We start from the raw sequence: 23,980 nt of genomic DNA, 5'->3' as shown, positions 1-23,980 counted from the left end.
GTGATTCGTTCATACCTTAGTATGATTACGCTCTTTTTTGGGGATATACCTATGGATCATGTAAAAGTTGGCAGGTTAGGCCCTTTCCCGCGGGTAAGTAAACCTGTTTTTTTGACTTCAGCATTACTTATTATTACATTTATTATTCTTGGCGTTTTTTTTACTGAATCTGCCGGTACGTTGTTCAGTTTTTTACAAGGCTTTATTACCGATAAATTTGGTTGGTTTTTCATTATTCTCGTTAATGTGGCTTTAGGACTTTGTGTTTATTTATCTATGAGCCGTTATGGCGATATTCGCCTTGGTGCTCAAACTGAGACACCACAGTACAGTCTATTTTCGTGGATCGGTATGCTGTTCTCTGCTGGTATCGGTATTGGACTTGTCTACTGGGGTACAGCAGAGCCCTTATATCACTTTATGGCACCGCCACTTGGTGAAAAGGAAACAATAGAAGCCGCCAAGCAGGCGATGAATATTACCTTCTTACATTGGGGCTTACATGCTTGGGCATTGTACGCGATTGTAGCGCTATCTTTAGCCTATTTCCATTTTCGCCGTGGCTTACCACTATCGATTCGCTCAACCCTTTATCCTATATTGGGTAAAAAAATATATGGCTCGTGGGGTCATGCCGTTGATATCTTAGCCGTATTCGGTACGATGTTTGGTGTGGTGACGTCACTCGGTCTTGGAGTGATGCAAATTAACTCAGGGCTTGAGAAATTATTTGGTATTCCTAATAATCTCACAATACAAATCGCTCTAATTGCTTTCGTTACTGCTTTAGCCGCCTGTTCTGTCATGATGGGCTTGGATAAGGGTATCAAGCGTCTAAGCGATGTGAACATTGGTCTAACGGCTATTCTGCTTGGTTTTATGGTCGTCTTAGGGCCGACGCTTTTCATTTTTGATAGCTTCCTAGAAAATATCGGCAACTATCTTTCAGTGGTTGTGCCATTAGGTCTGTGGGGGGAGTCTTATGAAGGTGAGGCAAACTGGCAGTCAGCATGGACGATATTTTATTGGGCATGGTGGGTAAGTTGGGCACCATTTGTCGGCGTGTTTATTGCTCGTATCAGCCGTGGTCGTACGATTAGAGAGTTCGTACTTGGGGTATTGCTTATCCCTATGACCATATTGTTCTTTTGGTTTTCAACTTTCGGCGGTGTTGCTATTCATATGGAGCTGCTCGCTGCTATTGATCCAGCATTGGTTAGTCCTGGACTGGTCGAGGCGGTACAAACAGATTTTGGTAGTGCCATCTTTAAGTTGGTTGAGTACTATCCATTGGCGCAACCCATCACATTTATGATTGTGATTATGATTGTATTGTGGTTTGTGACCTCATCAGATTCAGCAAGTTTTGTCATTGATATGCTGACCGCAGGTGGTGATACCAATCCGCCAAAGATTCAACGTTTATTTTGGGCAAGCACTGAAGGCGTTATTGCTGCTGTTTTGTTAGCTGCTGGTGGATTGAGCGCGTTACAAGCAGCCGCTATCGTAGCAGGATTGCCATTTGCCTTGGTTATATTTGCCATGATGTATGCGCTACTGCGTGGTTTGAGCCGCGATCGACTGATACTATATAGAGCGCAGCAGCATTATATTACTGAAGAGTCAGCAGATCATAACTCGGCAGATGAATTTGCTGACGAGCATCTATTAAAAGGGCCACCTAAGATTGTTAAAGGTGACTAAGAAGTAGATAGCATCAAGACAGCTATTTAAGATTTTGATAGAAGAAGCCCTGATTTATTTTTAAATTGGGGCTTTTTTATTGGGTGAAGATACTTATATTTATTCAGGACAAATTCGGATTGCTGAAAATTATTACCGAAATGTTACTACCATTTCTATACATTCGGCAGTATTTACAAGGTGTTATATTTGATAATTCGTTCATACCTTGGTATGGTTACGCACTTTTTTGGGGATATACCTATGGATCATGTAAAAGTTGGCCGATTAGGCCCTTTTCCGCGGGTAAGCAAACCTGTATTTTTGACTTCAGCAATCTTGATACTGGCGTTCATTATTTTTGGCGCTTTATTCAATGAACAAGCAGAAGTAGTATTTAACCAAGCAAAAGCATTTGTCTCTTTACGCTTTGGCTGGTTCTTTATTGTCGTGGTCAATTTAACATTGGTCATGAGTATTTATATGATATTTAGCCGCTACGGCGATATCAGACTCGGTCATCAGAATGAGAGACCAGAGTACAATATGGTTTCTTGGATTGGCATGTTGTTTTCAGCAGGTATCGGTATTGGGCTGCTTTACTGGGGTACCGCTGAGCCGCTGTATCACTTCATGGCACCACCATTAGGCGAAGCGGAGACAGTTGCCGCTGCCAAACAAGCGATGAATATCTCGTTCCTACATTATGGTCTACATGTATGGGCGCTATATGGCATGGTTGCGCTATCGCTTGCTTATTTTCATTATCGAGTAGGTTTACCACTGGCTATCCGTTCGACACTTTATCCAATATTGGGTAAAAAGATCTACGGCGGTTGGGGACATACGGTAGATACGCTCGCCGTATTTGGTACGATGTTTGGGGTAGTGACCACGTTAGGTCTTGGCGTCTTGCAGATTAACTCAGGCCTTGAGACGTTATTTGGTATACCCAATAATATTACGGTGCAGATTATTTTGATTGGCCTTATCACCATGCTAGCAGGGTTATCTCTGTTTATGGGATTGGATAAAGGCATCAAGCGTCTAAGTGATACCAATATATTGTTCACTGTGATATTGCTAAGTTTTGTGATTATCTTTGGGCCTACGCAGTTTATCTTTAACAGCTTCGTAGAAAACATCGGCAACTATTTGCATCAAATCGTGCCATTAGGTTTGTGGACAGAGTCTTATAGAGGCGAAGAAAATTGGCAAGCCTCTTGGACGATTTTCTATTGGGCATGGTGGATTAGTTGGTCACCATTCGTTGGGGTATTCGTTGCACGTATCTCTCGTGGTCGTACCATCCGTGAGTTTATATTAGGCGTATTATTAATTCCCATCACGATATTGTTCCTGTGGTTTACCGCTTTTGGTGGTTCTGCGGTAAATATGGAGCTGGTGGCAGCAGCAGACCCTAACATAGTTAGTCCAGGTCTGATCGAAGCGGTCAAAGCCGATACAGGTAGCGCTATCTTTAAGTTGATGGAATCTTATCCATTAACGGGTGCGGTTAACTTGCTCATTGTGGTGATGATTGTATTATGGTTTGTTACCTCGTCAGATTCAGCCAGTTTTGTCATTGATATGCTGACTTCAGGTGGTGATACCAATCCGCCAAAGATTCAGCGCTTATTTTGGGCAGGTTCTGAAGGTGTTATCGCAGCTGTATTATTGGCAGCAGGTGGCTTAAGTGCACTACAAGCGGCATCGATTGTCTCAGGATTTCCTTTTGCTATTGTGATCGTCGTGATGATGTATTCTCTATTGCGTGGTCTCAGTCGAGATCGTTTGATACTCTATCGTAATCAGCAATGGTTTACCACAGAAGAGTCAGCAGAGCACAACTCGGCCAATGAATTCCGTGATGAAGAGTTACTAAAAGGCCCACCAGCACTTGAGAAAGATGCTTAAGCTTTAGAGTTTATTTCTTAGCTACAAAAATACCCAGCTTGTCATAAGCTGGGTATTTTTATGGATGTTCAATATTTTTAATAAAAAAGCTTCCAATACAGCAGCTTCCAATACAGCAGATCTCGATACAACCACTTTATGGATTAGCTACATTCGCCTTTTGTATAACCAACGGCTTCAGGAATATTACAGGCTGAGCAGGCATTACTAGCCGTTCGGTAGCTGATCACTGATCCAACTTTCGTTTTTACACAGACGGGTTCATATTGTGCCGTACAGATATTATTGGCAGGGTTAGCGAGTGGACATTGAGTAAGAGCCCCTTCAAATTGCTGACTGATATCAGGACTGGATGGGGTAGGTGTTTGACCAGACGTGCCTACATCAGACATAGAACTACAGCCAGTTAAAGCTAGAACTAATATCAATATAAGTGATGATGGTTTGAACGGAGATTGATAAATTGTGGAAAATCGACGAGTAGATATAGTTTGTTTCATAAGAAATGTCCTTATTCATAATATTCGATAGCGTCCTGTTATCGATGATGGATTTACCTACTGAGGCTAAACGCTTAAGCATTTATGGTAGCTCATTTGTCAGTAGCTATCTACTTAAACACCATACAAAAACCCCAAGCTCAATTGAGTTTGGGGTTTTGTTTTCTGCCATCAAATACTGATTTTACAACAGCATGTCTAAATCAAAGACATCTAGACTGACGACATTCGCTTATTCAGCTGGTTTGTCGTCTTGATTTAGCTGCACGTACTTGTCAAAGTTTTGAGCATAATCAGTTAAGTTATCGCTTAGCATCTGGCGATACTGTTTGACATAAAACTCGACGATATCGTCTTTTTCTTTGGCGAAATCATCACCTTTGACGAAGCCGATAGAGGCAACTGATGCGCTATAACGTGCTGCAGCATACAATAAAGAAGCACCTACTTGACCTGAGTGCGCTTCAGGGCCTAGCTGGCTGTTGGCGATACCAATGATAGCATCAGCACGTTGATAGAATGCCTGCATTTCAGGGGTGATTTCGATGTTAGCATCAGCGTTTTGATCTTGAATATTGTCTTGAGACATAAGCAACTCCTAATAATAAGTGTCAGTAGTTTTTAGTATATAAAAATGGTTGGTAAACGTTTTAAAGTAGTGACTCTTATAAACCAGCGTCTGCTTTTAAGATATCAGCTTTGTCTGTTTTTTCCCACGTAAAGGCAGTCTCTGAACCTGGACGACCAAAGTGTCCAAAGGTAGCAGTCTGCTGATACATTGGTTGTAGTAAGTTCAACATACGGGTAATGCCGTAAGGACGTAGGTCAAAGTGCGTACGAATCAAGCGAATGATCTCATCGTTACTGATTTTGCTAGTACCAAAGGTATTAACAGAGATAGAAGTAGGCTCAGCGACACCAATCGCGTAGCTGACCTGTACTTCACAGCGCTCAGCAAGACCTGCTGCTACGATGTTTTTGGCAACATAACGTACCGCATAAGCAGCACTGCGATCCACTTTTGAAGGATCTTTACCACTGAATGCACCGCCACCATGACGTGCCATGCCGCCGTAAGTATCAACGATAATTTTACGACCAGTCAAACCAGCATCACCAACAGGACCACCGATCACAAACTTACCAGTTGGGTTGATATGATAGCGTGTGCCAGCGTGCAATAAGTCAGCTGGTAGCACTTGCTTGATGATAGATTCCATCACGGCTTCTTGTAGATCTGACTGCGAGATGCTTGGATCATGCTGTGTTGATAATACAACAGCATCGATGGCGACAGGGCGATTGCCATCATACTTCAAAGTTACCTGCGCTTTGGCATCTGGACGCAACCATGGCAACTCACCTGCGCGGCGCAGCTCCGACTGACGCTCCATCAAACGATGGGCATACTCGATAGGCGCTGGCATCAATACTTCGGTCTCATTGCTAGCATAACCAAACATTAAGCCTTGATCGCCTGCACCTTGCTCTTCAGGGTCGCTACGATCGACGCCTTGCGCAATTTCAGGAGATTGTTTGCCTAGCATGTTGATGACTGCACAAGTCTCGCCATCAAAGCCTAGGTCTGAATGGTGATAGCCAATGCCATTTACGGTGTCACGGACCAGACGCTCTAAATCGATATTTGCCGTTGTAGTGATTTCACCTGCAAGTATGACTGCGCCTGTTTTTACTAAGGTTTCGCATGCCACACGTGCGTGCAGATCTTCACGTAAGATAGCGTCAAGGATAGCGTCTGATATTTGGTCAGCCATTTTGTCAGGATGGCCTTCGCTCACAGATTCTGAGGTAAATAAGTTGTATTCACGCATAATGGGATCGCTTAATTGAATCAATAAGGGTAGGAAAAGCAGCACATCTGGGTGCTGCTCTAATTAATTTTGACCACGCATTTACGCGGCAGATAATCGGTATTTCTCAATTTAAAATCGGTTTTGACTAAAATCTTTGCTAATAAATTTGACCAAAGGGTGAGCGGACTATCATTCAATCAATATATAAAATGATACTGCCTCGCTCTGATATGGTCTTGGCGGTAATGATTTGAGTCAGTACTTGCCCTAATAGACAACGCTAATGTGCAGATTGCCTTATCAGAAGCAGGGTAATGGCCAAAATCTCTTAACGCAAAATAGGGTTATTCTACCTTGAAACGTTATAAAACTCTAGTGAGCAACACTTGCTCTACTATAAGAAATGCTCAACAAGCAGTTCACTGCAATCAAAGGTGGTTACTGGATAGCGGTTTATCTAGCTGAGTGATTAGCTAGCAGTAGCATCTGCTTAAAATGAACAATACGTTACAACTCTAAAAATGCAGCTTTATCTTTGAACATACATTCTTCATAGACAGGGCAAGCGCCGCATTTGGGTGTACGTGCCTGGCAAGTATAGCGGCCGTGTAAGATAAGATAATGATGGGCGTCTACGATGAAGTCTTCTGGAATACGCTCGACCAGCTTTTTTTCGACGATGAGTACGGTTTTGCCAGTAGCAAGCCCAGTACGATTGCCCACACGAAAGATATGCGTGTCAACGGCCATGGTAGGCTGGCCAAAGGCCGTATTTAATACAACGTTGGCAGTTTTGCGGCCGACACCTGCCAGTGATTCTAAGTCTTTGCGGTTATCAGGAACAGTGCTATCAAATTTCTCAATCAAATCACGACAGGTTTTGATGACGTTTTTTGCTTTGGCATTATAGAGACCAATGTTTTTGATATAGGATTTGAGACCGTCTTCGCCTAGTGCCAGTATTGCCTCAGGTGTATTGGCCACAGGGTACAACTGCTTGGTAGCAATATTGACACTGACATCAGTCGCTTGTGCGGACAGAATTACCGCGATAAGTAACTCAAAATTACTGTCATAATTAAGTTCGGTGACAGGCTCATCAATAGTCGCTGCCAGCTTTTCAAAGAACGGACGCACGTCACGATTGGGCATTCGTCTAGAGGGCGGTGTGTCAGCTGTTTTATGTTTGACCGTTTTACTCATGGCATTTTGACTATTATTTTAGTGAATGGTGGTGCCAAATTATATGCTAGCGTTAGCATTCATGTTAATGATTAAAGTATCAATTTATTAACGCAAGCTCTACTTGTAATGACTCAAGCTCGGCTTGTAAGGATTCGAGCTCTGCTTGTTTCTTATCGTTTGCACGCACACTCAGCTGCTTTTCCAGTTTTTTGATTTTGGTACGGAGCTTGGCAGCCGCAATGGTGTTTTTCGCTTGCGACTCACTGATGTTTAGAGACTGACTTGCTGCATTATTGAGCTTAGCCTCAACCATGCTAACGACAGGTCTACTATTGCTCGTATCGGCAAGCTGTTCTGTGACACGTTTCAAATGGGTGTGGTAGCGTTGTCTCAAATCTTCTTGCTCTGCTATTCGCTCAGGCTCAGATATTTCTCGCTCAATCGTAACTAAGTCAATGCAATCAACAGGGCAGGGCGCAATGCATAGCTCACAGCCCGTGCACAAATCTGTAAAAATCGTATGCATATGCTTGCCAGTACCAACGATAGCATCGACTGGGCAAGCAGGAATGCATTTGGTGCAGCCGATACAGTCATCTTCACGGATCACCGCACGAACCTCGGTCGGACGTTTAGAGGTGGCATCTATTGGCCACTGTGAAGGTACTGCCGTCAGCGTAGTGTCAGAAGTGTCTATATCGAGAGTCTGAGCAATCGCATTGGTGACTGGCTGACCACCGGGCACACATTTATTATACGGCTCGCCATTTAATACAATTGCAGCGGCATATGGCAGGCAACCATCTGGATGCTCACATAGCCCGCATTGCGTCTGTGGCAAACAAGCATCCACACGTGCAATTTTCGCCTGTATGTCAGCGGGCAAGGTATCAATGTGTAATGCATCGAATAAGATAGGTAGATTAACTAAGCGTATATTGGTGCTACTTTGCATTTAATTAAGGACCTTAATACCAGTCGTTAGAATTGGTATTAGTATAAATAGAGATAAAAGGTTGAGAAAGCGGTCTTTGTAAAACAGTATCTATAAGAGCATCTGCTCATGTTAGCGTGTTACTGCTCATTTTGGCATGTTACTTACTAAAAATGAAGTTCGAAGTAAAACGCTTGTCACAGGAGCAGCGATTTTAAAGAGATGAGATTGAAAATACAATACTGTAGCGTAATGTGGTATTTATAGATAAGTACTGATTATAAATCTATATTTTGTTCTTTAGCCACTTGATCAATCAAATCACGAGCGATACTACCCTTCGGCGGAATTCTGGGTAGGTTTGAGAGATCAAAGAAATCAGCATGTGCTAACTCATCTTCTTGCAAGATAATATCGCCACTGGCATACGAGGCTCGAAAACCGAGCATCAAGTTAGAGGGGAATGGCCATGGCTGACTACTGACATAGCGGATATCTGATACGCTGATATTGACCTCTTCTGCGACTTCACGTACTACGGCATGCTCCAAACTCTCTCCAACTTCTACAAACCCTGCGATCAAACCATACATTGGCGGCAGATTTTGCTGTCCATGACGATGATGGTGAGCCAGTAAGATTTGCATCTCACCTGTTACTGGATTTGGACGAGTAATAGCAGTAATGACGCACGGTTGTACGCGAGGGTATTGGCGCAATCGACATACTGGACAAACCATGGCACGTTCGCCTTGGTCAGCATGTACGGTAGGGCTAGCACAGCGACTACAAAACTGTGTATCTGCTTGCCAGCTTAATAGTTGTATTGCTTGGCTAATCTGATCTGACAAAGCGACTGGCAAATGAGTCATCAGTTTTCGATAAGGAACAAAAGTGTTACCACTACTTTCAGCGATAATTGGTAGCGTTACGTTATGAGTAACTGCATAGTCATAAGTCATGGCACTCGTAGCTTGAGCGGTAAAGCTATGAGCCATACTGGCATCAACCGTATCATCTGCACAGTTGCCAGCGCTATTGTTGTCATCTGATAACCAATGATTTGGTGCTAGGCTCTCGTGCAGCGTTACATGACCAACCTGATAAGCTTGCTCGCTTAAGTCATTACTCTCGGGCGATAGCTGAACTTGCAAAGGCCACCAACCATCTGGCATTTGACGGCATAAGATACTGTCATCACTTAATACAAAAGCATGAGCCATATAAAATTCCAAACATTATAAAGTAAGTCCGCATCGAGGTAGACACAGACTGTTTTAGAGTAAAGTATCATCAATTCTATGTAAACCAGATATCCAGATATGTTGTCAGGCTGGTTCAGCCTAATGACCAGGCTAGTTCAACCTAATGACTGTAGCGCTTTCACATGCCTGACTTGTACCTACATTATCTTGAATTATCTATACGTAAATGAGATGTCATGGCTAAGAGATGATGACCATGACATGATAATAAGAAAAGTTAAGCAGCAAGTAGATGGCTTAAGCTCTGTTGACCAACATCAAGCGCTTGCTTGCTGACAGGGCGATTATTCTCAAAACCATCTAAGTGATGATCGACCGCCATGATAACATCAGCGATGCAGGCTAACGTACTGTCTTCGATACGTCGTCCGCCTTCGATACGTTGTTCGATATAGTTGGCTAGCTGACTCAGCATGCTGGCAGGTGTGGCCAACTGTAAGAAACGTACTGCGCCTGCTACTTGACGCATCATCCCAGGGATATTTTGGATATTGAGCATGTCGCGCTCAGGCTCCGCCAAATAATCATTGATGGCTTGCTCAGCACTAGCAATCGCAGTTCGGCTTTCTTGTATCAAGGTATCATTGGCCGTATTAAGCTGATGCAATGAGATATGCGGGTTATTCAGTGGCAGATAGATTGCCCCTGGTGTATGCATCTCTGCCATAGCAATGGTGGCGTTCTCTGCATGCATTAACGCTAGTAGCAAATGATCGAAATCTTCAGGAGCAGGCGCTTGCCAATGGCTCACAGCTTCTGCTGCTTCGCTAAGACTATTGGCTGCGTTGGACAGACCTAACAGACGTAATGCCGAACTCAGTTCGGTCAGCTCTTTAATAATCTGCGCTGTCTGCATATCAATAGGATTGATTGAATCGCCACGTGCATAACTATCGACGTGTTCTTTAATGTTATTGATCTGATTTTGAATAATTGTGTTTAACGTATCGGTAAGTTCGCGGTTAGGACCGAATAAAAAGCGTTTCATCTGTTCTAGCTGAGCACCTTCTAAATGGTTATTTGCATATTGTTCACGTAATTGCTGCGCTTGCTCGTTATCACGTTGACAGGCAAAGCTCACTAAATCTGCAAAGCGGGTATCCATGACTGGTAAATAGCTTTGAAATTGCTGCTCTAAATAGATAAGTGTGTGCTTTTGACTTAGGTTTAATGGTAATATTGCTGCGATATCAGTCACGGCGGCAGTCGCCGCTTGCCAAAACAAACTATCAGTATTTGCAGCGATTAAAGCACAGGCTGCACTCATAGCATCAAGTTTTTGTTGATCCGCGGAGTCAATGTTGCCATCTTGATTGAGTAATGCAACCGCAAGGCCACTACGATACGCGTTGGTCAGCAGCTCTGTGTCTAGATTAAGCGTGCTTAGAGATTCAAAGTTTTGTTCAGGGTTGGCGATGATGACACTACTGCTACCAAATGCTGCAAAATAGTCTGCTGTAATAGGAGCTTCTTGACTATGTGCATTAAGCTTGTTGATGACAGGTATCAGTAGAGTAGGCTCTACCGATTCAGTCAAGAGGACAAACTCAACATAACGATCCAAGGTCATGATGGCTTCTGATAGATCCATGATCAAATCAGTATCGTTATTATCACCATTGTCATAAAGTCTCTGTAGACCACCAACAATAGCATCATTCAATGCTTCTGCACCGACCAAAGAAATCAGTTTAAAAATACAAGACAGCTGCTTTAATACTTCGATAGAATCTGACAACAAAGGCGCCTGACTACTATCATCATTGAACTCACCTAGATGAATTTCAGTATCTTTAAGCGTTGCTATAACCTCATCATGCAGTAAATGGAGTGATGGTAGGTTAAAATCAGTAACACTAAGTGTTGGGGCGGTTAGCTTCATTTGCGCAGACTGGTCCATAAGTATTTTTCCATAATGTACTGATGAGAATAGCAATAGTGTAAATTTGATTCAGAAAGTATTAGCTAGTGATGTTTTAACGCTTTCTATCATAATAATCAAGACTAAATTATACAAATGTCGGTTCAATAAAAATTCGAACGATAATTATATGCTAGCTTTTAGTGCAGGATAATCTTCTGCCAAAGCGGCATACCAGCTTTGGTCAGCAGTTTCATCCGACGTTGAAGCCAGTAATAAATTTGCTAAATTGGCGAAACTTGCATGAGCGGTTTGTCCGCCATCGGTATCTGTATCCTCTTCAATGGCTAGCGTGACCTGTCCACCAGTCATCGCCAGATAAACTTCGGCTAAAATCTCTGAGTCAAGTAATGCCCCGTGAAAAGTACGGTCTTGCTTACCAACATCTAGGCGACGCACGAGGGCATCTAGCGTGTTTTTTTGCCCAGGGTATTGTTGCTTGGCCATCGCCAGTGAATCGGTTACTTGCACTCGATTAGCAAAGTCATTCAGACCAACTTTTGCAAACTCCATATTTAAGAAGTTCATATCAAAAGTAGCGTTGTGAGCGATAATCTCAGCGCCGTCCATAAAGTCATACAAAGACTGAGCCACTTGGTCAAAGGTCGGCTTGTCAGTCAAAAATGCTTCAGAGATACCATGAATACGAATGACTTCATCATCCATACCACGCTGCGGATTGATATAAACGTGCAGCTTTTCACCAGTAAACTTACGTCCGACCAGCTCCACAATACCGACCTCGATAATACGGTCGCCTTTTAGAGCATCAAGCCCTGTGGTTTCTGTATCCATGATAAGCTGACGATCTGCTTCATGGCGGTGTATCGGCTTTGGTAGTAGCGGCTTAAAATGTGGGTTGGCACGGCTAGTATCCCCATCGAACTTAGGGGCATCAGATTCTACACTTGGCAACATATCATTGTCGACGGTATCATCTAGGTGCGTTTGAATATCTGGCATAGCTTTGGTACTCGTCGGGTTGTATGTATTGTCTTGATGGCTGTTAGATTCTACAGCAATGTCTTCATTTGTTTGAAGGTTGTCAGCAGTACTCTGACTATCTTCTATTAGCGGTTCAGTTTCTAAGAGCTCTTCATAAAACTCATCGTCCATCATATCTAGACCCAATGGGTCAAAACTTAGCCAATCAGCGCTAGACGTGTTTTGCAAGGTATCAGTATCAGTATTAATGTCAGTCACTATTTGGTCTTTTTTTTTAGTCGTATCTGCTTCACTGACTATAGCTGAATGCCCGCTGTTGGATGTGACACCTAAGTTTGCCAGCTCGTCTGCTTTTTCATTACCAGCATGTCCAGCGTGACCCTTGACCCAATGCCAGCTGACATCACGCTGTTGGCAGAGCTTATCCAATTGTTGCCATAGGTCTTGATTAGCGACTGGCTTTTTACTGGCAGTTTTCCAGCCCTTTTTCTTCCAACCCTCGATCCATTCAGTGATGCCTTTTTGGACATAACTGGAGTCAGTCCAAATCTCAAGAGTATGCTCATTCGGGCTATGGGTCAGGGCTTGTATCGCGCCCATTAGCTCCATACGGTTATTGGTGGTTTCTTTGTCGCCACCGTACAAATCTTGCGTGCTGCCATCACTAAATATAAGATGTGCGCCCCAGCCGCCAGCGCCAGGATTGCCTTTGCAAGCACCATCAGTATAGGCCACAGTGGTATTGGTTTTAGCAGCCAATGGATCAATCGCGTTGTCTTTATGAGTGTTTGGCATTGAATTACGGTTGTCTGACATAAAAGAGTATGGACCTGATAAGTGGTAAGCATAGGGTAGTACTAGAGCATCTCGTTTACGTTATTCGAACGATGATGATGACGTTGTGAGTATAGCAAATCTATCATAAATATGGGCAGTCGTGACGCACAAAGTCAGAAAACCCTTACGGTAACTTATAACATAATAGTAACGTCTTGGTTTTCTGTTAAAATAGCGAAGCTCGCTGAAAGCCACTGATTTTTTAATGACAGAGCTGTCTTTGCTACAAAGATGCCCAAGCACATTTTTTGTATCTGCTATTTGATGGTTTTTTGACAATAGTACACTTAATTAAAGTTTTTAATGCATGATTGCAGGATAACCCCATTATGTCCTTACGCTCGAATTTATTTAATAAGAGACTGACGTATCTGATGCTCAGTGTAACTGCCAGCAGCGCGATTTTTCTGAGCGCTTGTAATGATACTAGCCCTCAAGCAGATACCGAAGTTGCAGCAGATATGTCTGTCTTTGAAGGTTGCTATACGGTGAGTCAAGATGAGCCTGCACAGATAAAGGTCAGCCAGCAAAATAACACTTGGGTAATGCAGATGAAAGAACCCGTCACTGCTAAGCGCGTCTGGGATACTCCAGAGCCGTTAGAAATAATAGACAATAGTGACATACCGCAGTTTTTCTCTATTGATCCAGACAATGTCGATGCGGTCATTGGTCGTCCTGATCGAGTGCTTGTACTGGCTCATGTCAAACCAGCTTACGCAAATATTGATCCGCTCTTAGACAGTGAGTATTTGTCGTATATTTACCGAGGTGCCAATACGATCTACCGCGTGGAGTGCGATGAGGTGAATACCGATATTTTAGCCAATCCACATGCCAATCTTATTATCGATAATGTTGATGACGGTATTTAAATAAGCATTGATGATAGTATTTAGATAAGTATCGACTATAAATATCATTGTTGGTCGATGATATTTGCATAGACAGTATTTTGTTATAAACAGTCATACCATTAGAGTTAAGCGATATGAATTTTTTTAGTTACGTGGTGTTAGGCGGGTTCTCTTATGCAGCTGGTTGGGCGGTAAGGACGTATGTATTAGACAAACAACCGACGCCTGAGCAGCCTTATAATTTAAAACACCCTACGATTTTGGCATATTTGGGTGCATTTTTTATTATCATGTTGATCGTCTCGTGGCTGCTTGGTCGCTATGCGCTTGGTCATACTGCGATTGATTTACCTTTCATTATTGTCAATAGCCTCGTTGCAACATTCGTCTACTCGTTTGGTCTTAATCCAGAAAAAGCTAATTATGAAGTACCTGATTAAAATATAGTATTGAATGAATTGTAAATAACAAAAGCCACGACCGAAGTATTAATTCGCGGTCGTGGCTTTTTCGATAGTGCAGTTTTTTAATAGTTGAAAGTGTTAATATTTATGAGGCTTTCTTCAGATTAGTACCAGTCTCGTCGCTATCTTTCTCATCACTACTAGTCTTGTCGTTACTAGTCTTATCCGTGTCGCTCTTAGCTTCTAACTTATCCTTAGTAGCTGATTGTTCTTGCCTCCATTCTTTATATTTTTGCAGATCTTTTCTGGCCTGCTTTAAACAGAATTTAAGTACTAGCGCATCATCGATATGGCCGATAAACGGAATAGAATCAGGAATGAGGTCAATTGGATTTAGCACATAGAGCGCACCAATAACGCCAGCTGAAATTGTTTTGAAAGGGATCTTACGGTAGTCACCTTTGTAATAATCTTTGACGAGACTCATAAATAGCATTAAATCATCACTAAACGGCTCAAGATAGCCGCTGTCCTCTAACTTTTCTTTTAGCTTGTCTTCTTTGCCTAGCAAGTATTCTAAATTAGAGTCAAGTGACTTGTTCTTATCGGTTTTTTTATTAAACATAATTATTACCTTTTGTTTTTTGCGATGAATTTGTATTTACAGTAACAAATCTAGTCGACCTATATTGTGTGTCTCAGTAGCGAAAAAGTAAATATCGGTAAAGATTAGGCAACCATCAGTGTCAGAAAAGCGTCTACAATATGCTGCCACAAGGTCTAAAAACACAAGTCATAAAAATAAAAGCGATAAGGTAACAGTAAGGTATGGGGATTAAGCGTCAGGCATGGACAGATAATAAAAATAGTCGTGCAACTGAAACAACAACTGGGCTAAACCGTCGGCAGTTTCTACGTCGAATCGGTGTGAGTGCAGGCACAGCAGTACTAGCGAGCCAAAGTATTTCTCAAGTGCTTGCAGCCAGTCCTATCGAGTCTGGTCATAGTACGCAGCTGACTAAAGATGATCTGCCAACTTCGCTGTTGAATGATAGCTCATCATCACAAACGTCACAGGAGTCACTGACGCAGACAGGTTGTACCACGCCTACGATTGAGACGCGACTTTTTGCTAGCTCCAATGTGGGTGGTAGTGATGAGCGTAATCAGTTGGCATTAGATCGGGTGGCTTGTGCTGGGTTTAAAATAGAAAATCCTGCTATTACCAATCGTCAGTATTTACGCTTTGCGGGAACGGACTCACAGCGTGCTAGCGATTTTCAAAACCTTGCCACTGGGGCAATAGCCTTGCCAAAGCTGCTGCTAGGTGTGCGCGGTGGTTACGGTGCCATGCGTATATTGCCTATGGTGGACTGGGCGACGCTAGGACGGGTTATGAAGGAGCGCGGCACGATACTCGCAGGCTTTAGTGATGTGACGGCTATTCAGTGTGCGCTATTGGCAAAAGGGTCAATGAGCTCGCTTGCCGCACCAATGCTCTATAGTGAGTTTGGTAAAACCGCACCTGATAAAGTCAGCTGTCAGCAGTTTGTTGAAGTGTTAACCAATCCCAATCTAACTATCAGCATACAAAATGCTTCATTAACCAGTCAGCAGCTACCTGCCATACTGACAAAGGGTGAGCCAAAACTGTTAACTGGTACGATTTGGGGTGGTAACTTAAGTGTCGTATCAGCGATGGCAGGTAGTGAGTATTTACCACGTATCGATGGTGGTATTGTGTTTTTAGAAGATGTCGGCGAGCAGGCGTATCGTATTGAGCGCATGTTATATGACTTATATCTCGCAGGTGTGTTCAGAGGGCAGCAAGCGATTGTATTTGGGGCATTGTCTGGTGCAGGTGAGGACAGCTATGACAAGCGTTATGATGTCGCCACAGTCATTCGCCAACTACATGAACTAACAGGATTGCCGATATATAGTGGTATGCCTTTTGGTCATATCGGCAAAAAATACAGCTTTCCGCTGGGAGCGACTTGCCAGCTTATACCTAATACTGATGGTGGCTATCAGTTATTATTTAACGATTACCCAACCATCAAGGCTGATGCTATCCAAGTAGAAGGCTTGTGGCAAAATGCTTAAACGCTAAGCACTGTTCTTTTTAAATAGCCAATCGCGAAAACTTATCTTGATATTCTTTAGGCGTCAGCTCTGTCGCACGTTTAAATAGACGCGTGAATGAAGAGATATCATCATAACCTACTTGATCGGCAAGCGACTTTATTGATACATCGCCTAATTCAAGTAAGCGTTTGGCTTGTTCAATTCTGACGGCCTGAATATACTCAATCGGTCGCATCGCCACGCAGGACTGGAAACGTCTATTTAAAGTGCGCGGGGTAATATTTACCATAGCGGCTAAACTACTGACCTGTAAAGAATGTTGAAAGTTTTCTTCGATATATTCTTGGACTTGTTTAATCAAATGGTCGGAATGCGGCTTGTGCAGGGTCACATTGGTATAGCTATTTTGACTGCCTCTTTTGCTATCAATAATTTGGGTTTTTGCTACCTGCGTAGAAATCTCACGTCCGCAGTACCTTTCTATCAATAATAGCCCCAAATCATAAAAGGCGCTGCCGCCAGCTGCACAAAATATATTGCCCGACTGGTTTGTTGACTCGCTTCTTGAGTGGGTCACAAACTGATTCTCTTGTAAGTCCACCAATGGAAAATCTGCCTTAAACTTATTGGCATAGCCCCAGTGAGTGGTGGCTATCTTATGATCTAACAATCCTGCCTTTGCCAAAAAAAATGCACCGCTACAATTGCTTGCTATATCGGCCTTGGTATTTGCAAGCCGTACTAAGTGCGGCAGCAGCTCACTGTTTTGCTTCAACACCTTATCAATAGAGTCGCCAATGGTGGGCACAAGCAATAAATCGCACTCTGTCACGTCTCGAATATCACAATGGGCTTGCATGATTAACCGATTACTGCACCTGATATCACCGCCACCCAAGCTTGCGATTTGCACATTAAATCGTGGCTCTACAGACTCATTCGAAAAGCGCTGCCAGCTGACCCCCGTGAATGAAAACAAGTCCAATGCGCCAGATAGTACACTACCAAGCACACCATCGAAGCCAAGAATAATCATTTTAAAAGGTTTGAAATAGGGCATAAGTCACTCGTTTCCTTTGCTGTGCTTACCAAAATAGCTGTTATTTGGTTGATTTTAACCAGTTAGACACTCTGTTTATGTCTTATTTGACCATAATTATGTCATAAATGACAATACGGACAAGTATCAAATTAGACTAATATCAATTGATAACCACATTTAATCAGTTAATGAGAATACTATGGCCGCAGATACCCTCCTAAACGATTTCGAATTACCTTTCCAATTGTATGATGTACTAGGCACAGAATCACTCACCGAGCACGCAAAGTTTTCAGAGCATAGCCGTGAGACATTTGATGCTGTATTAGAGACGGCAAACAAGATTGCGACAGATTTATTTTTACCGCATAACCATATTGCGGATAAGAACGAGCCGCAGTTCGATGGCAAAAAAGTCAGCATGATAAACGATGTGAAAGTCGCTTTTGATGCGTTCCGCGAGTCTGGGTTTATTGCTGGTCGTTATAGCTTCGAAGACGGCGGTATGCAGTTGCCTGAGACGGTTATGACTGCTGTGGCAGGCTACTTTATGGCAGCCAATCCATCAACGACTGCCTATCCATTTCTGACCACTGCGGCAATCAACGTCATCTCGCATTTTGCTAGTGATGATATCAAAGCGGCCTTTATGCCGCGTATGCTGACAGGTGAGTTCACCGGCACCATGGCACTGACTGAACCACATGCAGGTTCATCGCTTGCCGATATCAAAACCATCGCTGTAAAACAAGACGATGGCTCGTACCGCGTCAAGGGTAGCAAGATTTATATCTCAGCAGGTGATCACGAGCTGTCTGACAATATCGTGCATTTGGTATTGGCAAAAGTACCAGGTGGCCCAGGTGGCGTAAAAGGTATCTCTTTATTTGCCGTGCCTAAGTATCGCTTGAACGCTGACTTGTCTGTTGGCGAGCGTAACGATGTACATTTGACTGGACTGATTCATAAGCTTGGTTATAGAGGTGCGACTTCTACGGCATTGAGCTTCGGCGATGAAGGCGATTGTCATGGTTATTTAATCGGTGAAGAGCATTTTGGCTTGCGTTATATGTTCAAGATGATGAATGAGGCGCGTATCGCAGTTGGTTTTGGCGCTTCTATGATTGGTTATCGCGGCTATCAGTATTCGCTAGATTATGCCAAAGACCGTACACAAGGTCGCATTGCGCCAAACAATAAGCCTGAAGATGATGCAACGGCCATTATTCAGCATGGTGACGTAAAGCGCATGCTATTGGCACAAAAAGCCTATTCTGAAGGTGGCATCTCATTGTGCTTATATGGCTCAAACCTAATTGACCGTATCAATACCTGTGAAGACGAAACATTAAAAAATGAGCTAACAGAGTTGTTGGATTTGCTAACGCCAGTGCTAAAAGCATGGCCATCTGAATATGGTCCAAAAGCCAATGACTTAGGTATTCAGGTATTGGGCGGCGCAGGCTATACGCGTGAATATCAAGCTGAGCAGTTTTGGCGTGACAATCGTCTAAATCCCATTCATGAAGGCACAAACGGTGTGCAGGCGCTAGATTTGTCATTCCGCAAGTTATGGCAAAAAGGTGGGTTAGGCATTCAAATCCTAAAACGTGAAATTATACAAGATTTAGAAAGCATCACGACACCTGAGAGCGCACAACTTGCAGGCAAGCTGATGCCTTATATGGGTCAGTTGCATGAAGTGCTCATGCATTTGGGCAAAGTATTGCAGACAGAAGAAGCGCTAACCCTTACTGGTAATGCTCAAGCACTGATGAACATTTTTGCCTCAATTGTACTGAGTTGGATTTGGATTCGTCAAGCCAGTAAAGCCGAGCAGCTACTAAGTACGACGCAAGATGTCGAGCAGCAGAACTTTTATAAAGGCAAGATACAAGCGGCCAAATACTTCATTGATTGGGAACTACCATTAGTTAAACGCGACATCGAATTATTAACCAACACCAACTCAGTTTGCACTGACATGCAAGCGGACTGGTTCTAAGGACAACTCTAAGGAAAGAGAAATGACAAAAATTAATAAACAATGGCGCCTAAAAGCAAGACCAGTAGGCGAGCCAAGCGCTGAAACTTGGGATTATACCGAGACAGAAATACCGACGATTACCGATGGTCAGTTACTGATTAAGGTTGAATACATCTCTATCGATCCGGCGATGCGTGGTTGGTTGAACGATGCCAAATCTTATATCGCGCCAGTACAAATTGGTGAAGTTATGCGCGCCGGTACTGTGGGTGAAGTGGTTGAAAGTAAGCATGAGAAATTTGCAGTAGGTGACTATGTCGCAGGTCACGACGGCGTGCAGTCATATGCGGTCAGCGATGGTACTGGTCTGCATAAAGTTGATCCAAGCCTAGCGCCGCTGTCTTATTACTTAGGCGTACTCGGTATGCCGGGGATGACAGGGTATTTCGGTCTGCTAAAAACGGGTCAGCCAAAAGCAGGCGAGACCGTGGTCGTCTCTGGCGCTGCTGGTGCCGTTGGTAGCTTGGTCGGTCAGATTGCCAAAATTAAAGGCTGCCGCGTTGTCGGTATCGCAGGCGGTGCTGAAAAATGCAAGTTCTTGGTCGATGAGCTTGGGTTTGATGCGACGATTGATTACAAAAACGAAGATGTGAAAAAAGCCCTAAAGAAAACCTGTCCAGACGGCGTCGATGTATACTTTGACAACGTAGGCGGTGATATCTTAAATGACGTGCTTACTCAGATCAATCTGCATGCGCGTATCGTTATTTGCGGGGCTATCAGCCAATATAACAACACCACAGCAGTAAAAGGCCCATCGAACTATTTATCATTATTGGTCAATCGTGCTCGCATGGAAGGCATCGTAGTATTCGATAATATCAAAGAATATCCAATCGCTATGAAAGAGATTGCTGGCTGGATTCAGTCAGGTGATATGAAAGTGAAAGACCATATCGTTGAAGGTATCGAGACGTTCCCTGATACTTTGATGATGCTCTTTAACGGTGAAAATTTCGGCAAACTAGTACTTAAGGTAGAGGGATAGATCATGACACTGAATACAAATGGAATTGCATCAGATGTAGCTGGCAAACGAATTTTGATCACGGGCGGTGCATCAGGCATTGGTGCAGCAAGTGCGTTGTTGCTAGCCAGTCGCGGCGCAAAAGTCGTCATTGGTGATATGGCAGAAGAAATGGGTGAAGCGGTTGCCAAACAAGGTCAAGATTCTGGCAACAGTATCGTTTTCAAAAAAGTAGACGTGACCAGTGGTGATGAGGTACGTGCGTTGTTCGACTTTGCAGTAGAAACGCTTGGTGGCCTAGATGTTGTGGTAAACAATGCTGGTATCGATCACAAGCCTTCGCCAATGCACGAGCTAAGCGATGACGACTTTGATCGTAATATCGCAGTGAATTTAAAAGGCGTTTGGCACTGTATGCGTGCTGCGGTCAATTGTATGATACCTAATGGTGGTGGTCATGTGATCAACGTCGCCTCTATTGCAGGTTTGCGTTCAGCGCCTATGATTTCAGCCTATAGTGCGGCTAAACATGGGGTCATGGGTCTGACCAAGTCTGCCGCCCATGAGTATGCTCGTGCCAATATCCGTTTTAACGCGGTATGCCCAAGCTTCATTGATACGCCAATGGTACGCAACACCATGGCAACGATGGATGAGCGTACGCAGCAAGCAACGATAAAGGCCAGTCCATTGCGCCGCCTAGGAAACGTCAGTGAAATCTCTAGTGCTATTGCGTGGCTTGCCAGCGATGAAAGCAGCTTTATGAATGGTCATGCCTTCACCTTAGATGGTGGTATGCTAGCGTAACCGTGATCGTTGAGCGCTCTTTGTTCAGTTCATTAGTGCTCGATAATCGCTGTTAGTTGTGACAGCGATTATCTGCGTTTAGTTATCTGATTTTAAATACACGTTTTAGATATATGAGTTCAGCGCTCAAAAATTATTGAAAATATAAAGTTTATAAAAATATAAGGAATAATGATGAAAGATTTATTTGATTTAACTGGTAAGGTTGCTCTAGTAACTGGTGCTAGCCGTGGTATTGGTGAGTCTATTGCTCGTTTATTGGCATCAAGAGGCGCACATGTGATTGTCTCAAGCCGAAAAATCGATGCTTGCCAAGCAGTCGCTGATAGCATCAAAGCTGACGGCCATAAAGCCAGTGCTTTCGCTTGTCATGTAGGAGATATGGAACAAATTGACGCAATTTTTGAGCATATCAAAAGTGAATTTGGTCAAATTGATATCTTAGTTAATAACGCTGCAGCCAACCCTTACTATGGCCATATCTTAGATACAGATTTAGCCGCTTTTGATAAGACGGTTGAAGTTAATATCCGTGGTTACTTCTTTATGTCGACGGCCGCTGGCAAAATGATGAAAGAGCAGGGTGGCGGTGTTATTTTGAATACCGCATCGGTCAATGGTTTAGTGGCTGGCGATAAGCAAGGTATTTACTCAATCACCAAAGCGGCAGTCATTAGCATGACCAAAGCGTTTGCTAAAGAATGTGGCCCACTGAATGTCCGTGTCAACGCGCTATTGCCAGGTTTGACGGATACTAAGTTTGCCTCTGCATTGACTACTAACGATAAAGTCTTAAAAATGGCACTACACTCGATTCCGCTAGGACGTGTGGCTGAGCCTGACGAAATGGCTGGTACCGTATTGTATCTAGTGTCGGATGCCTCAAGCTATACCACAGGCGCGACTATCGTTGTCGATGGTGGCATGCTAGCTTAATTAGATAATCTATATAGTCATTCCACTATAAAAAGTATTACAGCGTTAACCTCGCTTGAAGTATTACATATACATCTACACTCGGTTGCCTTGTACTACTTTTAAATTGAATCGACTATAAGACATAGGTTAGATAAGAAAGTAATTTTTTAAAACTGCATGAGAATCAAGAACCGCATGAATAATTCTTTCATGCGGTTTTTTTGATTTGGTTTTTTAATAGAATGTCTAAGTAATCTTGGTTTTGCACTATCGAATAAATTGTTAATTTTAAATGAGCATCAGCTGTATAGTGGCATAATAAATATGCTAATAGCTACTTGGACAATATGATGGAGTCACGCATGGATTCAGTTATCAACAATAAAATAAAAACGATTTCTCAAAATAAAACATGGCTGTTTGTGCCAGCGACTCGCATCGATAGAGTGGCGAAAGCCTTTGCTAGTGGTGCAGATGCGGTTATTGTAGATTTAGAAGATGCCGTTGCGCCAGAAGATAAAGCGTCCGCACGCGAAGCATTACAGCAATATCACGACAGTGCAGGTTATCAGCCGGTTTGGGTGCGTATTAATAAGGCAGGTAGCGAGGAGTTTTTCAAGGACATAGTTCTCTGTCAGAAAACGCCTAATTTAGCTGGTGTGTTGTTGGCCAAAGCCGAGCAAGTCGCCGATATAGAGAGCGTGCATCAGCTTACCAATTTAGCTGTGATTGCCTTGCTCGAGAGTGCGTTGGGATTGTATCAAGTCGATAGTATGGCAAAAGCAGTCGGGTTGGCCGCGTTTAGTTATGGATTTTTAGATCTGTGCAATGATTTGCAAGTACAAGTAGGAACACCTGCCGCAGACATCATCGCCAATCAAATCCGCTATCAACTAATCCTGACGTCAAAAGTGCACCAATTATCGCCGCCCATCGATACCATTTATCCTGATTTCAATAACGAAGTTGGACTGAGCGATCGAGTACAGTTATGGTCACAAATGGGGATGTCAGGAATGCTATGTATCCATCCCAAACAGGTGGCGGTCGTACAACAAGCATTGCAACCAACAGACGACGACTTGTCCTTTGCTCAGCGTGTGATTGAAGAATACGAGCGCAGCGGGCAGGCAGTATTCAAAATAGATGGCGAGATGGTCGATGCGCCAGTGATTGAGCGCAGCCGTCAACTGTTGACAAAGTAGCAAACCAATCCATATTTAGTTAAATATAAGTAGTCGGTTCAATATAATTTGGAGGCAAGGACGCCGAGTGAAAGTATTACAAGCAGTATACTAAGCGAGACTGACACCGTACCTAATTTATAGAAGATTGACTATATAATGCTTTATCATGAACCATATCCATTCACATTCGATAAAAGCAAACTATGATTTTCATTAATAATAATATCAGTCTCAATGATAATGAGGTAGAGATCAGTGCTATACGAGCGCAAGGCGCAGGTGGGCAGAATGTCAACAAAGTATCTTCTGCCATTCACTTGCGTTTTGATATTAACAACTCAAGTCTAAGCGATGAGTACAAGCAGCGACTGCTAAATAGCAAAGATAGCCGAATAACAAAGGAAGGCGTGCTGATTATCAAGGCGCAGCAGTTTCGTACGCAAGAGCGCAATAAAATAGATGCGCTTGAGCGTTTGCAAAGTTTTATCACTAAAGCCACTTACGTTAATAAAACGAGAAGGCCGACCAAGCCAAGCAGAAATGCCAAACGTAAACGGGTGGATAAAAAGACCCAACGCGGTAAGACAAAGGCTTTGCGCGGTAAAGTAGATTTTTAGAAAATTTGTTATAGTAGGTTTGATTGTTAAGAATTTTTACGGCAG

At 43.2% G+C, this 23,980-nt stretch carries 21 protein-coding genes; 11 read left to right on the top strand and 10 right to left on the bottom strand.

Annotated elements, in window-relative coordinates; genetic code table 11:
- The first annotated feature begins 51 nt into the window (after window positions 1-51).
- The gene (locus V6252_RS04670) at window positions 52-1,704 is read left to right on the top strand and encodes a BCCT family transporter (protein WP_191113838.1); all 1,653 of its coding nucleotides are present in this window, start codon (window positions 52-54) and stop codon (window positions 1,702-1,704) included.
- A 243-nt stretch (window positions 1,705-1,947) separates the two neighbouring features.
- On the top strand, window positions 1,948-3,600 hold the full coding sequence (locus V6252_RS04665) for a BCCT family transporter (RefSeq protein WP_057760694.1): 1,653 nt from the start codon (window positions 1,948-1,950) through the stop codon (window positions 3,598-3,600).
- Between the two features lie 143 nt (window positions 3,601-3,743).
- Here the strand turns inward: V6252_RS04665 and V6252_RS04660 are convergent, their stop codons facing one another.
- The 8 genes from V6252_RS04660 to dnaQ form a co-directional block, all read right to left on the bottom strand.
- Window positions 3,744-3,992 carry a hypothetical protein gene (locus V6252_RS04660; RefSeq protein WP_341609511.1) on the bottom strand — a complete coding sequence of 83 codons (249 nt, stop codon included), beginning with the start codon at window positions 3,990-3,992 and terminating at the stop codon, window positions 3,744-3,746.
- A 340-nt stretch (window positions 3,993-4,332) separates the two neighbouring features.
- Window positions 4,333-4,689 carry a DUF3144 domain-containing protein gene (locus tag V6252_RS04655; protein ID WP_102078350.1) on the bottom strand — a complete coding sequence of 119 codons (357 nt, stop codon included), beginning with the start codon at window positions 4,687-4,689 and terminating at the stop codon, window positions 4,333-4,335.
- A 76-nt stretch (window positions 4,690-4,765) separates the two neighbouring features.
- Window positions 4,766-5,932, bottom strand: a complete 1,167-nt coding sequence (gene metK / locus V6252_RS04650; RefSeq protein WP_057760687.1) for a methionine adenosyltransferase — start codon at window positions 5,930-5,932, stop codon at window positions 4,766-4,768.
- 489 nt (window positions 5,933-6,421) lie between these two features.
- Window positions 6,422-7,117, bottom strand: coding sequence for an endonuclease III (gene nth, locus V6252_RS04645; RefSeq protein WP_057760685.1), 696 nt, complete (start codon window positions 7,115-7,117; stop codon window positions 6,422-6,424).
- A gap of 79 nt (window positions 7,118-7,196) precedes the next feature.
- Entirely contained in the window at window positions 7,197-8,054 is an 858-nt protein-coding gene (locus V6252_RS04640) for an RnfABCDGE type electron transport complex subunit B (protein ID WP_341609510.1), read from the bottom strand.
- Window positions 8,055-8,311: 257 nt separating this feature from the next.
- Window positions 8,312-9,256, bottom strand: a complete 945-nt coding sequence (gene nudC, locus V6252_RS04635; RefSeq protein WP_341609508.1) for an NAD(+) diphosphatase — start codon at window positions 9,254-9,256, stop codon at window positions 8,312-8,314.
- 259 nt (window positions 9,257-9,515) lie between these two features.
- A complete protein-coding gene (locus V6252_RS04630) occupies window positions 9,516-11,198 on the bottom strand; it encodes a hypothetical protein (protein ID WP_341609506.1) in 1,683 nt (560 codons plus the stop codon).
- A 147-nt stretch (window positions 11,199-11,345) separates the two neighbouring features.
- Window positions 11,346-12,980 carry a DNA polymerase III subunit epsilon gene (dnaQ, locus tag V6252_RS04625; RefSeq protein ID WP_341609504.1) on the bottom strand — a complete coding sequence of 545 codons (1,635 nt, stop codon included), beginning with the start codon at window positions 12,978-12,980 and terminating at the stop codon, window positions 11,346-11,348.
- Window positions 12,981-13,330: 350 nt separating this feature from the next.
- Here dnaQ and V6252_RS04620 point away from each other — a divergent pair, with 350 nt between their 5' ends.
- Both V6252_RS04620 and V6252_RS04615 read left to right on the top strand, forming a co-directional pair.
- Window positions 13,331-13,876, top strand: coding sequence for a hypothetical protein (locus V6252_RS04620; protein ID WP_341609502.1), 546 nt, complete (start codon window positions 13,331-13,333; stop codon window positions 13,874-13,876).
- Between the two features lie 116 nt (window positions 13,877-13,992).
- Window positions 13,993-14,298 carry a hypothetical protein gene (locus tag V6252_RS04615; RefSeq protein ID WP_341609500.1) on the top strand — a complete coding sequence of 102 codons (306 nt, stop codon included), beginning with the start codon at window positions 13,993-13,995 and terminating at the stop codon, window positions 14,296-14,298.
- Window positions 14,299-14,407: 109 nt separating this feature from the next.
- Here V6252_RS04615 and V6252_RS04610 read toward each other — a convergent pair whose 3' ends face one another.
- Window positions 14,408-14,887 carry a YkvA family protein gene (locus V6252_RS04610; RefSeq protein WP_341609498.1) on the bottom strand — a complete coding sequence of 160 codons (480 nt, stop codon included), beginning with the start codon at window positions 14,885-14,887 and terminating at the stop codon, window positions 14,408-14,410.
- Between the two features lie 203 nt (window positions 14,888-15,090).
- Between V6252_RS04610 and V6252_RS04605 the strand changes: the two genes are divergently transcribed.
- Window positions 15,091-16,368, top strand: coding sequence for an LD-carboxypeptidase (locus tag V6252_RS04605; RefSeq protein WP_341609497.1), 1,278 nt, complete (start codon window positions 15,091-15,093; stop codon window positions 16,366-16,368).
- Window positions 16,369-16,387: 19 nt separating this feature from the next.
- On the opposite strand, the gene V6252_RS04600 is transcribed toward V6252_RS04605, so the two are convergent.
- The gene (locus tag V6252_RS04600; RefSeq protein ID WP_101205632.1) at window positions 16,388-17,410 is read right to left on the bottom strand and encodes a GlxA family transcriptional regulator; all 1,023 of its coding nucleotides are present in this window, start codon (window positions 17,408-17,410) and stop codon (window positions 16,388-16,390) included.
- Window positions 17,411-17,591: 181 nt separating this feature from the next.
- Between V6252_RS04600 and V6252_RS04595 the strand changes: the two genes are divergently transcribed.
- The 6 genes from V6252_RS04595 (at window position 17,592) to arfB (ending at window position 23,935) form a co-directional block, all read left to right on the top strand.
- Window positions 17,592-19,397, top strand: coding sequence for an acyl-CoA dehydrogenase (locus V6252_RS04595; protein WP_341609496.1), 1,806 nt, complete (start codon window positions 17,592-17,594; stop codon window positions 19,395-19,397).
- 22 nt (window positions 19,398-19,419) lie between these two features.
- The gene (locus V6252_RS04590; protein ID WP_341609495.1) at window positions 19,420-20,427 is read left to right on the top strand and encodes an NADP-dependent oxidoreductase; all 1,008 of its coding nucleotides are present in this window, start codon (window positions 19,420-19,422) and stop codon (window positions 20,425-20,427) included.
- Window positions 20,428-20,430: 3 nt separating this feature from the next.
- Window positions 20,431-21,213, top strand: a complete 783-nt coding sequence (locus V6252_RS04585) for an SDR family NAD(P)-dependent oxidoreductase (RefSeq protein ID WP_341609494.1) — start codon at window positions 20,431-20,433, stop codon at window positions 21,211-21,213.
- A 171-nt stretch (window positions 21,214-21,384) separates the two neighbouring features.
- Window positions 21,385-22,149 (top strand): SDR family oxidoreductase, encoded by a 765-nt coding sequence (locus tag V6252_RS04580; RefSeq protein WP_341609492.1) that lies wholly within the window; start codon window positions 21,385-21,387, stop codon window positions 22,147-22,149.
- A 344-nt stretch (window positions 22,150-22,493) separates the two neighbouring features.
- Window positions 22,494-23,336: a CoA ester lyase gene (locus V6252_RS04575; protein WP_341609490.1), complete on the top strand. Its 843-nt coding sequence runs from the start codon at window positions 22,494-22,496 to the stop codon at window positions 23,334-23,336.
- A gap of 185 nt (window positions 23,337-23,521) precedes the next feature.
- Window positions 23,522-23,935 carry an alternative ribosome rescue aminoacyl-tRNA hydrolase ArfB gene (gene arfB, locus V6252_RS04570; RefSeq protein ID WP_102091188.1) on the top strand — a complete coding sequence of 138 codons (414 nt, stop codon included), beginning with the start codon at window positions 23,522-23,524 and terminating at the stop codon, window positions 23,933-23,935.
- Window positions 23,936-23,980: the final 45 nt, after the last annotated feature.

Origin of the sequence: Psychrobacter proteolyticus, from assembly GCF_038155145.1 — a bacterium.
Taxonomy (GTDB): domain Bacteria; phylum Pseudomonadota; class Gammaproteobacteria; order Pseudomonadales; family Moraxellaceae; genus Psychrobacter; species Psychrobacter proteolyticus_B.
This window is presented reverse-complemented; position numbering and strand designations above follow the sequence as displayed.